Source organism: Streptomyces sp. NPDC005648 (assembly GCF_040605395.1).
Lineage (GTDB): Bacteria > Actinomycetota > Actinomycetes > Streptomycetales > Streptomycetaceae > Streptomyces.
The window spans coordinates 26,999-40,377 of record NZ_JBEXCS010000025.1; the positions used below are offsets into that span (position 1 = coordinate 26,999).

At 72.0% G+C, this 13,379-nt stretch carries 13 protein-coding genes; 5 read left to right on the top strand and 8 right to left on the bottom strand.

Features of this window, described 5'->3' with window-relative positions:
- Positions 1 to 233 precede the first annotated feature (233 nt).
- On the top strand, positions 234 to 689 hold the full coding sequence (locus ABZT17_RS16985; RefSeq protein ID WP_356349353.1) for a cyclic nucleotide-binding domain-containing protein: 456 nt from the start codon (positions 234 to 236) through the stop codon (positions 687 to 689).
- Between the two features lie 4 nt (positions 690 to 693).
- On the opposite strand, the gene ABZT17_RS16990 is transcribed toward ABZT17_RS16985, so the two are convergent.
- Together ABZT17_RS16990 and ABZT17_RS16995 are read right to left on the bottom strand one after the other, a co-directional pair.
- Positions 694 to 2,001, bottom strand: a complete 1,308-nt coding sequence (locus ABZT17_RS16990) for an MFS transporter (RefSeq protein ID WP_356349356.1) — start codon at positions 1,999 to 2,001, stop codon at positions 694 to 696.
- Positions 2,002 to 2,109: 108 nt separating this feature from the next.
- A complete protein-coding gene (locus ABZT17_RS16995; RefSeq protein WP_356349359.1) occupies positions 2,110 to 2,724 on the bottom strand; it encodes a LysE/ArgO family amino acid transporter in 615 nt (204 codons plus the stop codon).
- 66 nt (positions 2,725 to 2,790) lie between these two features.
- Here ABZT17_RS16995 and ABZT17_RS17000 point away from each other — a divergent pair, with 66 nt between their 5' ends.
- Positions 2,791 to 3,699, top strand: a complete 909-nt coding sequence (locus ABZT17_RS17000) for a LysR family transcriptional regulator ArgP (protein WP_356349362.1) — start codon at positions 2,791 to 2,793, stop codon at positions 3,697 to 3,699.
- Between the two features lie 347 nt (positions 3,700 to 4,046).
- Here the strand turns inward: ABZT17_RS17000 and ABZT17_RS17005 are convergent, their stop codons facing one another.
- Complete coding sequence (locus ABZT17_RS17005) at positions 4,047 to 4,754, bottom strand: TetR/AcrR family transcriptional regulator (RefSeq protein ID WP_356349365.1); 708 nt, start codon at positions 4,752 to 4,754, stop codon at positions 4,047 to 4,049.
- A gap of 109 nt (positions 4,755 to 4,863) precedes the next feature.
- Here ABZT17_RS17005 and ABZT17_RS17010 point away from each other — a divergent pair, with 109 nt between their 5' ends.
- Together ABZT17_RS17010 and ABZT17_RS17015 are read left to right on the top strand one after the other, a co-directional pair.
- Entirely contained in the window at positions 4,864 to 6,078 is a 1,215-nt protein-coding gene (locus tag ABZT17_RS17010) for a saccharopine dehydrogenase C-terminal domain-containing protein (protein WP_356349367.1), read from the top strand.
- Between the two features lie 108 nt (positions 6,079 to 6,186).
- Positions 6,187 to 6,441: a WhiB family transcriptional regulator gene (locus tag ABZT17_RS17015; RefSeq protein ID WP_356349369.1), complete on the top strand. Its 255-nt coding sequence runs from the start codon at positions 6,187 to 6,189 to the stop codon at positions 6,439 to 6,441.
- Positions 6,442 to 6,453: 12 nt separating this feature from the next.
- Here the strand turns inward: ABZT17_RS17015 and ABZT17_RS17020 are convergent, their stop codons facing one another.
- From ABZT17_RS17020 to ABZT17_RS17035, 4 genes are read right to left on the bottom strand one after another with little or no spacing between them, the layout of a single operon-like run.
- Positions 6,454 to 8,262 (bottom strand): HAMP domain-containing sensor histidine kinase, encoded by a 1,809-nt coding sequence (locus ABZT17_RS17020; protein ID WP_356349373.1) that lies wholly within the window; start codon positions 8,260 to 8,262, stop codon positions 6,454 to 6,456.
- Entirely contained in the window at positions 8,259 to 8,966 is a 708-nt protein-coding gene (locus tag ABZT17_RS17025; RefSeq protein WP_356349376.1) for a response regulator transcription factor, read from the bottom strand. Before ABZT17_RS17025 ends, ABZT17_RS17020 begins: the two co-directional genes overlap by 4 nt.
- A gap of 18 nt (positions 8,967 to 8,984) precedes the next feature.
- The gene (locus ABZT17_RS17030) at positions 8,985 to 9,743 is read right to left on the bottom strand and encodes a L,D-transpeptidase family protein (RefSeq protein ID WP_356349379.1); all 759 of its coding nucleotides are present in this window, start codon (positions 9,741 to 9,743) and stop codon (positions 8,985 to 8,987) included.
- A 41-nt stretch (positions 9,744 to 9,784) separates the two neighbouring features.
- The gene (locus ABZT17_RS17035) at positions 9,785 to 11,146 is read right to left on the bottom strand and encodes a M1 family metallopeptidase (protein WP_356349494.1); all 1,362 of its coding nucleotides are present in this window, start codon (positions 11,144 to 11,146) and stop codon (positions 9,785 to 9,787) included.
- A gap of 202 nt (positions 11,147 to 11,348) precedes the next feature.
- Between ABZT17_RS17035 and ABZT17_RS17040 the strand changes: the two genes are divergently transcribed.
- On the top strand, positions 11,349 to 11,699 hold the full coding sequence (locus tag ABZT17_RS17040; protein WP_356349381.1) for a DUF488 family protein: 351 nt from the start codon (positions 11,349 to 11,351) through the stop codon (positions 11,697 to 11,699).
- A gap of 4 nt (positions 11,700 to 11,703) precedes the next feature.
- Here ABZT17_RS17040 and ABZT17_RS17045 read toward each other — a convergent pair whose 3' ends face one another.
- Positions 11,704 to 13,374 carry an FAD-binding dehydrogenase gene (locus ABZT17_RS17045; RefSeq protein WP_356349383.1) on the bottom strand — a complete coding sequence of 557 codons (1,671 nt, stop codon included), beginning with the start codon at positions 13,372 to 13,374 and terminating at the stop codon, positions 11,704 to 11,706.
- Positions 13,375 to 13,379 lie beyond the last annotated feature (5 nt).

Genomic DNA, 13,379 nt, shown 5'->3' on the forward strand with positions numbered 1-13,379 from the left:
ACGCCCCGGATGGTTTACCGTTCATCCATACGTGGTGGCGGAGTCGACCGTATCGTCCTCCACCATCACCGAGAACGGCCCTGGCTGGCCTCCCCCGTCCAGCCAGGGCTTTTTCATGCCCTGGCACGTCCTCGCGCGAAAGCCGTCGTCCGCCGAGGTGCCCGGGGCGCCCACAGCGGCTGAAATGGGCGTAGGCAAACACCGGACCCCCTGCCGGCGAGGAGCCCCGCGCCATGACCAAAGCGATAAAACTGCTGACCGCCCTCCCCCAGCCCCAGCGCCAGCACCTGATGACCCTCGCCAAGGAGGTCTCCTTCCCGGAGGACACCCGGATCTTCGAGGCGGGGGGCCGGGCCGACCGGTTCTGGGTCATCCGCTCGGGGGCGGTCTCCCTCGACCAGCGCGTCAACTCGCTGCAGCGGGTGACGGTGGCCAGCCTCGGCTCGGGCGATCTGCTCGGCTGGTCCTGGCTGTTCCCCCCGCACGAGTGGGACTTCGGCGCCGAGGCCTTCAGCCCGGTGCGCGCCTACGAGTTCGACGCGGCGCGGGTGCTGCGGCTGTGCGAGGAGGACCCGCAGCTGGGCATCGTGCTGGTGCGCAGTGTGGCCGAGATCCTCGCGCACCGGCTGGAGATGACCCGCGGCAAGCTGATGGAGCAGTACGCGGGCCACCGGCGCGGGAGGCTGTAGCCGCTCAGACGCGATAGCGGCGCAGGGCCGGCACCGCGGCGGCGAGGGCCAGCATCACGGCGACGACCAGGAGACCGCCGCCCGCCACGGCCGCGCGCGGACCGAAGGCCGAGCCCGCGGTGCCGTGCAGGACGTCGGCGAGTCGCGGACCGCCCGCGACGACGACGGTGAAGACGCCCTGCATACGACCGCGCATCTCGTCGGTGGCCGCGGACAGCAGGATCGCCCCGCGGAAGACCATCGACACCATGTCGGCCACCCCGGCGACGGCCAGGAAGGCGGCCCCGATCCACAGGTTGCCGCTCAGTCCGAACCCGGTGATCGCGGCGCCCCAGGTGACGACCGCGCCGATCACCATCCAGCCGTGTCTGCGGGCCCGGGAGAAAGTGCCGGAGAACAGCCCGCCCAGCACCGCCCCGATGGGGATCGCCGCGAACAGCAGGCCGAGGGCGAGCCCTTCGCCGTAGGAGCCGTACGTCTCGGCGGCGAGCTGGGGGAACAGGGCGCGGGGCATGCCGAAGACCATGGCGATGATGTCGGCGAGGAAGGACAGCAGCAGCACCTTGTGCAGGGAGATGTAGCGGAAGCCCTCCGCGATCTCGCGCACTCCGGCGCGTCGCGTCGTCGAGCCCGCCAGCGGGGGCAGCGCCGGCAGCCGGTAGACCGCCCAGACGGTGACGCACAGCGCGAGCGCGTCGATCAGGTACAGCTCGGGCAGGCCGATGACCGGGATCAGGGCGCCGGCGAGCAGGGGGCCGACGACCTGGCCGGTCTGCATGACGGTCGAGCCCAGGGCGTTGGCGGCGGGCAGCTGGGCCTCGGGCACCAGACGGGCGATGGACGCGTTGCGGGCCGGGGCGTTCAGACCCCAGAACGCCTGCTGCAGGGCGAGCAGGAGCATCAGCGCGGCCACCGACTCCAGGCCGGTGACGGCCTGGAGCCAGAAGAGCAGCGAGGTGACGGCTATGCCGCCGTTGGTGATCAGCAGCAGCTTGCGGCGGTCCATGCTGTCGGCGACCGCGCCGCCCCACAGCGCGAACACGATCAGCGGCAGGAGGCCGGCGAGACTGGCGGCGCCGACCCATGCCGAGGAGCCGGTGATGTCGTAGATCTGCTTGGGGACGGCGACCGCGGTGAGCTGGCTGCCCACCGCGGTGACGATGGTGGAGGACCAGAGCCTGCGGTAGGCGGGGACGCGCAGCGGGCGGGTGTCCATCGCCCAGCGGCGCCAGCCGCGCCGCGGCGGGGCCTGCTCCTCCTCGGCGGCGGGGGCCGGTGACTGGGGCTCGGTGCTGCTCTCGCTGGTGTCCACGGGCTTCCTGGTTGCTCGATACATCTTTCGGGCCGGGGTTCACTATCCCAGCACCGCAAGCGAGTTCGGGCACACGATCTCAGTCCGTGGACTGCGCATCGCGCGGGGTCACGCCCTCGCGACGAGCGTGACGCCGAGTGTGATCATGGTCGCCGCGACGAGTCCGTCCAGCACCCGCCAGGAGGACGGCCTGGCCAGGAAGCGGCTGAGCAGCCGGCCGCCGAAGCCGAGCGCCGCGAACCAGCAGAGGCTGGCGAGGGCGGCGCCGAGGCCGAAGGTCCAGCGCAGCGCGCCGCGGTCGGCGGCGATCGAGCCGACGAGGAACACCGTGTCCAGGTAGACATGCGGGTTGAGCCAGGTCAGCGCGAGGCAGGTGAGGACCGCCCGCCGGCGTGACCCCTCGGCCCCGCCCCCGGTGTCCAGCGCGCCCTGCGGGCGCACCACACGGCGGGCGGCCAGGGCGCCGTAGCAGAGCAGGAAGGCGCCACCGATCCAGCCGACCGCGGTGAGCGCCTCCGGGTACGCCACCACCAGCGCGCCCACTCCGCCGACCCCGAGGGCGATCAGGACGGCGTCGGACAGGGCGCAGATCCCGACCACGGCGAGGACGGCGTCGCGGCGGATGCCCTGTCTCAGGACGAAGGCGTTCTGGGCGCCGATGGCGACGATGAGCGAGAGGCCGGTGCCGAATCCCGCGGCCGCGGTGGTCAGAGCGTTGGTCATGGCTTCGACGTTACGGAGACGATCACCAGGCGTACAGCTAAAGATTCTTACGTATCATTAGCTCACATGAAGACCGAGCTGACCGAGCTCCCGCTGGACCAGGTGCGGACGCTGCTCGCGGTCGTGGACGAGGGCACGTTCGACGCGGCCGCCGTGGCGCTGCATGTGACGCCGTCGGCGATCAGCCAACGGGTGAAGGCGCTGGAGCGGCGCACGGGCCGGGTGCTGCTGATGCGCACGAAACCGGTGCGGCCCACGGAGTCGGGCGAGGTGGTGGTGCGGTTCGCCCGCCAGCTGGCGCGGCTGGAGCGCGACGCACGCGCCGAGCTGGGCATGAGCGGGGCCGGGGAGCCGACGCGGGTGTCGGTCGCGGTGAACGCCGACTCCCTGGCCACCTGGTTCCTCCCCGCGCTCACCCGGGTGCGGCACGAACCCCGGCTCTGCTTCGAGCTGCGCCGTGAGGACGAGACCCGTACGGCGTCGCTGCTGCGCGAGGGGCTGGTGATGGCGGCGGTGACCTCGTCGCCCGAGCCGGTCACGGGCTGCTCGGCGCGCAACCTGGGCCGGATGCGCTATCTCCCCGTGGCGACGCCGGAGTTCGCCCGTCTCCACCTCGACGGCCCGCTGCGGGACGTCCTCGCCGTGGCGCCCACGGTGGCCTTCGACCGCAGCGACGACCTTCAGGACGGCTTCGTGCGCCGGCTGCGGCGCGGCGCGGGCGGCGCGAGTCCGGTACGGCACTTCGTCCCGACGTCGGAGGGGTTCGTGGAGGCGGTCGCCGCGGGGTTCGGGTGGGGCGTGGTACCGGAGGTGCAGGCCGAGCCGCTGCTGCGCGCCGGACGCCTGGTGAACTTCGCACCGGGACGCTCCGTCGACGTCTCCCTGTACTGGCAGCAGTGGAAACTGGACTCCCCGGCCCTCGCGGCGGTCGCCGAGGCCGTCGTGGGGGCAGCGAGCGAGGCGCTGCGCGGCTGAAGCGCGTCCCGGCGCTGGCGGGGGCGGGGAACCGGTGCGCCAGGAACGGCACCTGCCCGGCCGCGTGTGACGAGCCCGGGACAGCCGGGCGCTCACTGCGCGCGCCGAACTCGTCGTAGGGGCAGCGGGCGAGGCGCTGCGCGGCTGAGGCGCGTCGCGGTGGGGCGGGCGCGCGGAAACTCGTCGGTCAGGAACGCGAGTCCCGCAGCTGGTCGGGCGTGCTGTCGAGCATCGCCGCCAGCAGCGGCGCGGCCTCCGCGATGCAGGGGTGACCGGCGCGGGGCAGTCTGGCGCTCGCGGCGTGCGCCGAAGTCGTCGTGGGGGGGGCGGGGGCGGGAGGCGGTGGGTCAGGGACGCGGGTGCCGGAGTTGGTCGGCCGCGCTGTCGAGCAGCATCTCCAGCGCTGTCGGATACGCGCTGCCGACCATGCGCGCCGCCAGCAGGGGCGCGGCCTCCGCGATACGGGGGTGGGTCGTGCGGGGCAGCCGGGCGTAGGTGGAGCGCCACATGTCCTCGTCGGCCCGAAGGGCGGCGCGCGGCAGGGCGAGGGAGGCGGCGTCGAGGGCGGCGAAGGCCAGGGTCTGGTCGATGAAGGCGTGGTAGATGCGGACCGTGTCGGGCAGGGGGAATCCGGCGGTGCGCAGGATGTCCAGCACGGCCTCGTCCGCGGCCAGTTCGTTGGCCCGGCCGGTGACCCGGCTCGTGGTGAGGACGGCCGCCTGCGGGTGGGAGACGTAGACGCCGTGGATGCGCAGCCCGACGGAGCGCAGATCGGCCCGCCACCCGCCCGTCGGCCGCCAGCCGTCCAGGGCCTGCCCGATGAGCGCGTCGCCGATGGCGAGCGTCAGGTCGTCCATACCGCGGAAGTAGCGGTAGAGCGTGCTCGGGTCGGCGTCCAGGGCGAGGCCGAGGCGGCGGGCGGTGAGGCCGGCGCTGCCGTGTTCGCGCAGCATGCGCAGCGCGGTCTCGACGATCAGCCGCTCGGAGAGCACGGTGCCGCTCTTGGTCGGGCGGCGCCGGCGCCGCTTCTCCTCGGGCACGACGGGCTTGGGCACGCGTCCTCCTCGACCCTTATGCCAACGCCATTGACCTTACGTGACCCGGCGGCGTTGTATCTCCGGCGGGGCCCCTCGTCATCACTCCTCAAGGACAGGGAGATCTGTCATGCGTGTACTGCTCGTGGGCGCCGGCGGAGTCGGCACCGCCGTCACCCGGATCGCGGCCCGGCGCTCGTTCTTCGACGCGATGGTGGTGGCCGACTACGACCCGGCACGGGCCGAGGCGGCGGTCGCGGCCGTCGACGACGCCCGTTTCCACGCCGAGCGCGTCGACGCGGGCGACGAGGCCGCGGTGACGGCACTGCTGCGCCGGCACGACTGCGACGTGCTCCTGAACGCCACCGACCCGCGCTTCGTCATGCCGCTGTTCCGGGCGGCGCGAGCGGCGGGCACCGGCTATGTCGACATGGCGATGTCGCTGTCCCACCCGCATCCGGAGCGCCCGTACACCGAGTGCGGGGTCAAGCTCGGCGACGACCAGTTCGCGCGGGCCGAGGAGTGGGAGAAGGCGGGCGCGCTGGCCCTCGTCGGCATGGGTGTGGAGCCGGGGCTGTCCGACGTCTTCGCCCGGTACGCCGCCGACGAGCTCTTCGACGAGATCGAGGAGATCGGTGTCCGCGACGGGGCGAACCTCACCGTCGACGGCTATGACTTCGCCCCCTCCTTCAGCATCTGGACCACGATCGAGGAGTGCCTGAACCCACCGGTCGTCTACGAGGCCGACCGCGGCTGGTTCACCACCGAGCCGTTCAGCGAGCCGGAGGTGTTCGACTTCCCCGAGGGGATCGGTCCGGTCGAGTGCGTGAACGTGGAGCACGAGGAGGTGCTCCTCGTACCGCGCTGGGTGGACGCCCGCCGGGTCACCTTCAAGTACGGCCTGGGCGCCGAGTTCATCGAGACGCTGCGCACCCTGCGCCTGCTGGGTCTGGACCGGACGGCGCCGGTGACCGTGCCGAGCGCGGACGGACCGGTGGCGGTCTCACCGCGTGACGTCGTCGCCGCGTGTCTGCCCGACCCGGCGACGCTGGGCGAGCGGATGCACGGCAAGACCTGCGCCGGCACCTGGGTGCGGGGCACCAAGGACGGCACGCCGCGCGAGGTGTACCTGTACCACGTGGTCGACAACCAGTGGTCCATGAAGGAGTACGGCAGCCAGGCCGTGGTGTGGCAGACCGCCGTCAACCCGGTCGTCGCCCTCGAACTCCTCGCCACCGGTGCGTGGTCGGGGTCCGGCGTCCTCGGCCCGGAGGCGTTCGAGGCGGGTCCGTTCCTGGATCTGCTGCACGCGTACGGCTCTCCGTGGGGCATGCGGGAGCAGTGACACCGTTTCTTCGCGACTTTCGCTGTTTCACTCGCGCATCGACAGGTGACCCGAAAACGAGTAAGCCATTCGCGAGGGCACGTACGACTTCGATCGCAGGTGAATTTGATGGACAACTGGCGAGACCAGGCCGCGTGCCGTTACGAGGACCCCGAGCTGTTCTTCCCGATCGGCACGTCGGGTCCCTCGTTGTTGCAGACGGTGCAGGCGAAGGCGGTGTGCGCGCGCTGCCCGGTGCGGGAGCAGTGCCTGGAGTGGGCATTGGACCATGGAGAGATTCTGGGAGTCTGGGGTGGTGCGGGGGAGAACGAACGGCGGGCCCTGCGCCGGAGGCGGGCGCGGGCCGAAGCGCGCCGGGGGTAGCGCGTAAGCCCCTCAGCCGGCCGGCAGTCGCATGGTGAACTCGGTTCCCGTTCCGGGCTCGCTGGTGGCTGTGACGGTTCCCCCGTGCGCGGCGATCAAGTGGCGGACTATCGACAGGCCCAGGCCGCTGCCTCCTGTGCGGCGGCTTCGGGACTTCTCGGCCCGCCAGAAGCGGTCGAAGATGTGCGGGAGGTCCTCGGGGTCGATTCCGCTTCCCGTGTCGGTGACGGTGAGGACGACCTCGTCGGCGTCCCGGCGGGCCATGAGGGTGACCGTGCCGTCGGGCGGGGTGTGGCGCAGGGCGTTGGATACCAGGTTGCCCAGGGCCTGGCGCATCCGGACGGGGTCCGCCTCGAGCCAGGTGGTGTCGTCGGCCTTGGTGTGGACGGTGACACCGGCCGTGGCCGCGGCGACGCGGTGGGCGGCGGCCACCTGGTCGAGGAGTTCGTCGGCGCGCAGGGGCTCGGGGTGCAGCCGGAGCGTGCCCGCGTCGGCGGCCGCCAGATCCTGGAGGTCGTCGATGATGCGCTGGAGGACGACGGCCTCCTCGTGCAGCGAGGAGAGAAGGGCCGGGTCGGGGTCGACGACTCCGTCCCGGGTCACCTCCAGCCAGCCTCGGATGTTGGTGAGCGGGCTGCGCAGTTCATGGGCGATGTCGCTGACCATGGCCTTGCGCTGCTCCTCCAGGCGTTCTCGGCGCTCGGTGAGGTCGTTGAACGCCTCGGCCAGGATGCCCGTCTCGTCCCGGGTCGTGACCGGGACCCGCACATGGAGTTCCGGGGGCTGCTGAGCCGCCGCGGTGAGTGCGCGCAGGGGCCGTACCAGGCGGGTGGCGACCACGGCGGTGACCGCGACCGTGACGGCCAGGACCAGGCCGACCACGCCGACGATCTTGGCCTTGTTGGCCGGTGACATGTTCCAGCGGGGCGGGGTGGTGTCGTCACCGCCGAGGAACAGCTCCGCCACCGGGGCCACATAGGGGTCGAGTTGGGCCCGCAGCTCGTCCTCGGCGCAGCTCTGCGCTGTCTTCCGGTCCACCTCGCTGTCCACGGCGAACTTGGCGAGGACGAATCTGGTCAGCGGGTTCCTGCCGCTCGGGTTGAGCCGGAGGTACAGGGGCGCGTTCCCGTGCCGGCCGTGCCGCTCCAGACAGGCGCGGACCCCGTCGGTGAGGCCGTCGAGGGCCTTCTGCTCGGTGGAGGTGGGGACGTCGAGGCGGTCGTAGCCGCATTCCGCGGGGAGGGGCTGGGTGGTCGGGGAGCCGTCCCGGTCGAGGATGACCGGCCGGCCGCCGGGGATCGTCGCGACCTTGGTGTCGATGCCGAAGCGGGAGTAGCAGGTCCGTTTCTTCTCGGCGATCGCCTCCAGCTCGGCGCGTTCCCCCGCCGTGAGCCGGTAGGGGCCCACCGCGCGCGGGTCGACGCCGTTCAGCTGGGCCCCGGTCTCGCTGTAGGTGTCGGTGTGCAGGGGGTCGACGGTGGCGGCGGCGCCGAGCGGCAGGGCGGTGCCCTTGCCGGCCGAGTCGGCGATGGGGGTGCGGTCGGGGGTGGTCAGGGCGATACGGCGGCCGGTGCGCGCGGCGAGGGTGCGGACGAGGGGCTGGACGCCGGTCCACCGCGGATGGGTGGCGGCGTAGCCGCTGAGTTCGGCGAGGATCTTCATGTCGTCGGCGAGGTCCTGGCCCTGTTCCTCGCGCAGGGCACGGGTGGTGGTCTCCACCGCGAGCCAGGTCGTCGCCGCCACGGAGCACACCGCGATGAGCGCCGAGGCGAACAGCAGCCGGACCAGCAGACGTTTGCGCAGCGGGATACGGCGTTTCACGGGCGGCCGCCGCTGAGCTTGTAGCCCACCCCGAACACGGTCAGCAGCCGGACCGGGCGGCGCGGGTTCTCCTCGATCTTCCTGCGCAGGTTCATGATGTGCACATCGACGGCCCGCTCGGTGGAGGCCCGGTCGATGCCCCGGGTGACCTCCAGCAACTGCCGCCGGGTGAACACCCGTTCAGGCTCCCCCGCCATGGCGAGCAGGATCTGGAACTCGGCCGGCGTGCATTCCACGGGCTCGTCGTCGCACCGCACCTCGTGACGCTGCGGATCGACGGCGAGGCCCGCCGCCCGTACGACGGGATCCTCACGGACGCCGACGGCGCGGCCGCTGCGCCGCAGCACCGTACGGATGCGGGCCATCAGCTCCCGCGGGCTGTACGGCTTGGTCATGTAGTCGTCGGCGCCCAGCTCCAGGCCCAGCAGCACGTCGTCCTCGTCGGAGCGCGCGGTGAGCATCAGGACCGGGATCTCGGCCTGTTCGGGGTCCGTGCCCCGCAGGACCCGGCACACGCCGAAGCCGTCGATCACGGGGAGCATCAGGTCGAGGACGACGAGGTCGGGTCTGAGCCGGCGGGCGGCGTCCAGCGCCGCCGCCCCGTCATGGACGACGGTGGCCGTGTGGCCCTCGGCCAGCAGGGACCGGCGTATGAGTTCGGCCTGCATCTCGTCGTCCTCGGCGACCAGCACATGTGCGCACACTCGGCGGATCCTAAGCGGTCAGTGGGCCAGGGACGCGGCGTCGCCCATGACGACCACGGGGTGCAGGTCCGGGTCGAGGGCGCGGAGCAGCTCCTTCATGTGCTTCGCGGCGATGCTCACACAACCGTGGGTGGGGCCGCCGTGGTCGACGTGGAACCAGATGCCACCGCCGCGTCCCGATCCGAGCGGACGGCTCCAGTCGAGGGGTGAAGTGCCGGGTGTGCGGTTGTAGTTGATGGCGATGACGTAGTCGAAGGCGCCCGCGAGCGGTTCGCCCTCGAAGCCGGTGCCGGGCGCGGTGAAGGCGGAGGACTGGTGGTACGGCAGTCGGGAGCCGGGGTCGTTCAGCAGGCCGCCGGCGTCGGTGAGCTCGTAGACGCCGATCGGTGAGTGGAGGTCTCCGGCCATGTGCTGGTCGGTCCAGCCCCGGAGGGCGTTGTGCGCGGGCCAGCTCGCGCCGGCCTCCCAGCCGGCGCCGGTGCGCTGATACAGGACGACGGTGGACAGCGGGGAGTTCTTGCCCCTGCCGGTGACGACGACGGCCTGGCGGGTGCCGGCCGGTATCCGGCCCAGCGTCTTCGGTCCCAGGCCGGGCAGGAGCGGCGAGGAGCTCACCTGGGACGTGGGGGTCGGAATCGGTACCGCCGCCGAGGTCGTGGTTCCCGCCGCGTCGCCCCCGGAGGGGTGGCCGGGCGATGCCACGGCCCCGCCGCCGCATCCCGTCAGGACGAACAGGGACGCGGCGAGCAGGGCGGCACGGGGTCTGCGCGTGATCATGAACGCATCCTGGCGCAGACATGTGAGGAACTGGTCAGCTTCTAGGCCTTGTTGGGCTTGCCCTGTTGGTAGAGCCAGGTCTGGAACAGGGGGTGCAGATCCTTGCCGGACTCCCGCTCGGCGAGCTTCGTGAACTGAGCCGTCGTTCCGTGTCCGCCCCGGTGCTCGGCCGCCCAGGCGCGCAGGATGCGGAAGAACACCGGGTCGCCGACGGCCTCGCGCAGTTCGTGCAGGGCCATGGCGCCGCGGGCGTAGACGGGGGTGCCGAAGATGTTGGCGCCGCTGCCGGGGTTGCCGGGCGGGAAGGACCACAGGTCGTCGCTGGTGGGGCGGGCGTAGAGGGAGTCGAAGGTCTTCTGCGCGCTGTCGCCGCCGTGCTGTTCGCCGTAGAGCCACTCGGCGTACGTCGCGAAGCCCTCGTTGAGCCAGATGTCCTTCCAGGTGGTCAGCGAGACGGAGTCGCCGAACCACTGGTGGGCGTTCTCGTGGACCAGGGTGCTCAGGTCGGGCGCCGAGTCGTAGAGAGGCCGGGTCTGGGTCTCCAGGGCGAATCCGACGTCGGGCGCCTTGTCGACGATCGATCCGGCGTCGCGGTACGGGTACGGTCCGAACAGCTTGCTCTCCCAGGCGAGGACGGAGGGCAGCTTCTTGAGGACCGGGGCCGCGGCGGCCGCCTCACGCGGGTCGACGGCGTTGTAGACGCGGATGCCGTCGGCGGTGGTGTAGTGCTCGACCTTGAACTTCCCGACGGTCGCGGTGGCGAGGTAGGTGGCCATGGGCTCACGCTCGCGCCAGTGGAAGGTGGTCCTGCCGTGCGCGGTCCGCCGCGAGAGGAGGGTCCCGTTGGAGACGGCGGTACGGTCCTTGGGGACGGTGATCGTGATGTCGTACGAGGACTTGTCCTTGGGGTGGTTGTTCCCCGGGAACCAGGTCATCGCGCCCTGCGGCTCCCCGGCGACGAAGGCGCCGTCGTCGGTGGTGATCCAGCCGTCGGGTGAGCCGTCGGGGTCGGTGACCTGCTTGGGGGTGCCGCTGTAGGTGACCTTGACGCGGAACTCCTGGCCCTTGCGCAGGGCGTGGCGCGGGGTGACGACGAGTTCCTGTCCGTCGCGGCGGAAGGCGGCCCGGGTGCGGTCGACCGTCACACCGGCGACCTTCAGGCCCTTGAGGTCGAGGTCGAAGCGGGTCAGCCGCTGGGTGGCGCGGGCGGTGAGGACCGCGGTGCCGTCGAGGTGGTGGCTCGCCGGGTCGTAACGGAGAGTCAGGTCGTAGTGCTCGACGTGGTAGCCGCCGTCGCCCGCGAGCGGGAAGTAGGGGTCGCCGACGCCCGGCGCTCCGGTGTCGACGGCGACCGCGGTGCCCGCGCCGGCGAGCAGGGCCGCCACGGCGACGGGGACCGTCATGGTCACGGCGGTGTGTCTGACGATCCGTGAACGGGATCGGGATTGCCTCACGTGCGCTCCTGGGGGATGGCGTTGATCGGTCGGCCCCAGGCTAGAGAGCCGAACGACTGGGATTCCTCCTCCTTTTGGCCAAGTCACCCAGCGTCACCCGAATTTCCCGCACTACCCTCGGCGGCATCCGCCACCCGAGAGAGGCCCGACCGTGAGCGTGCGTGTACGACGCGTCTACGACCCGCCCGAGCCGGACGACGGCGTGCGCGTCCTGGTGGACCGGCTGTGGCCGCGCGGCCTGAAGAAGGAGGCGGCGCGTGTCGACGAGTGGCCGAGGGCCCTCACCCCGTCGACCGAGCTGCGCCGGTGGTATCACGCGGGCGAGGGGTCGTACGAGGAGTTCGCAAGCCGTTACGAGGCCGAGCTGAGTGGGCCGGAGGCGTCGGAACTCCTCGGCCATGTGCGGGAGTTGGCGGGCCGGGGCACGATCACCCTGCTGACGGCGTCGAAGACTCCCGACGAGAGCCACGCGACCGTGCTGGCCCGCCTTCTGCGGTCGTGAGACCTCAGCGCGTCTGCTGCGCCGCCGCCCGCCCCGCGGCCCGCCCGGAGAAGAGACAGCCGCCGAGGAAGGTGCCCTCCAGCGCGTTGTAGCCGTGGACGCCTCCACCGCCGAAGCCGGCGACCTCGCCGGCCGCGTACAGGCCCTCGATCGGGGCGCCGTCGGCGCCGAGGGCGCGGGAGTCGAGGTCGGTCTGGACGCCCCCGAGCGTCTTGCGGGTCAGGACGTGCAGCTTGACGCCGATGAGGGGGCCGGCCGCGGGGTCGAGGATGCGGTGCGGGGTCGCGACGCGGCCGAGCCGGTCGCCGATGTAGCGGCGGGCGTTGCGGATGCCCTGGACCTGGGAGTCCTTGCTGTACGGGTTGGCCATCTGCAGGTCGCGGGCCTCGATCTGGCGGCGCAGCTCGGCCGCGTCGAGGAGCGGCTTGTCCGTCAGCTCGTTCATCCTGGCGACCAGCTGCTCCAGGTTCGGGGCGGTCACGAAGTCGGCGCCCTTGCGCAGGAAGGCGTCCACCGGGGCCGGGGCGCCCTTGCCGAGACGGTTCTTCAGCACCGCGGCCCTGTCCTTGGCGGTGATGTCCGGGTTCTGCTCGGAGCCCGACAGCGCGAACTCCTTCTCGACGATCTTCTGGGTGAGGACGAACCAGGAGTGGTCGTGGTCGGCGATGTCCTCGGTGGTGCGCAGATGCCGGAGGGTGCCGAGGGTGTCGTAGCCCGGCAGACAGGGGTCGGGCAGGCGCCGGCCGAGGGCGTCGAACCACATCGAGGACGGGCCGGGCAGGATGCGGATGCCGTGGCCGGGCCAGATCGGGTCCCAGTTCCGCACGCCCTCGGTGTAGTGCCACATACGGTCGCGGTTGACCAGGCGTACGCCCGCCCGCGCGCTGATGTCGAGCATGCGGCCGTCGACGTAGGCGGGTACGCCGGTGACCATCTCGGTGGGCGGGGTGCCCAGGCGCTCGGGCCAGTAGCGGCGGACGATGTCGTGGTTGGCGCCGATGCCACCGGTGGTGACGACGACGGCCTGGGCGGTGAGCTCGAAGTCGCCGACGCGGTCGCGGCTGGAGGCGACACCGCGGGCCGAGTCGTCCGCGGCGAGTACCGTGCCGCGCACGCCGCGGGCGGTGCCGTCCTCGATGACGAGCTCGTCGACCTGGTGGCGGTGGTGGAAGGTGAGCAGCCCGTCACGCGCGGCCTGCTTCGCGGAGTTCACGAAGGGTTCGACGACACCCGTACCGGTCCCCCAGGTCACATGGAAGCGGGGCACGGAGTTGCCGTGTCCGTCCGCGCGCAGGTCGCCGCGCTCGGCCCAGCCGACGGTCGGCAGCAGCTTGATGCCGTGGCTCTCCAGCCAGGGCCGCTTCTCCCCCGCCGCCCACTCGACGTAGGCGCGCGCCCAGCGCACCGCCCAGGAGTCCTCGTCGTCCGTCCGGTCGAACCGCGCGCTGCCCTGCCAGTCGCTCCAGGCCAGGTCGAAGGAGTCCTTGATGCCGAGGCGGCGCTGTTCCGGGGAGTCGACGAGGAAGAGCCCGCCGAAGGACCAGAACGCCTGGCCGCCGAGGTTGGCGGCGTTCTCCTGGTCGACCAGGGCGACCCGCCGCCCCCTGCTGGTGAGTTCGTGCGCAGCGACCAGGCCCGCGAGGCCCGCTCCGACGACGATGACGTCCGCATCCATGGCGA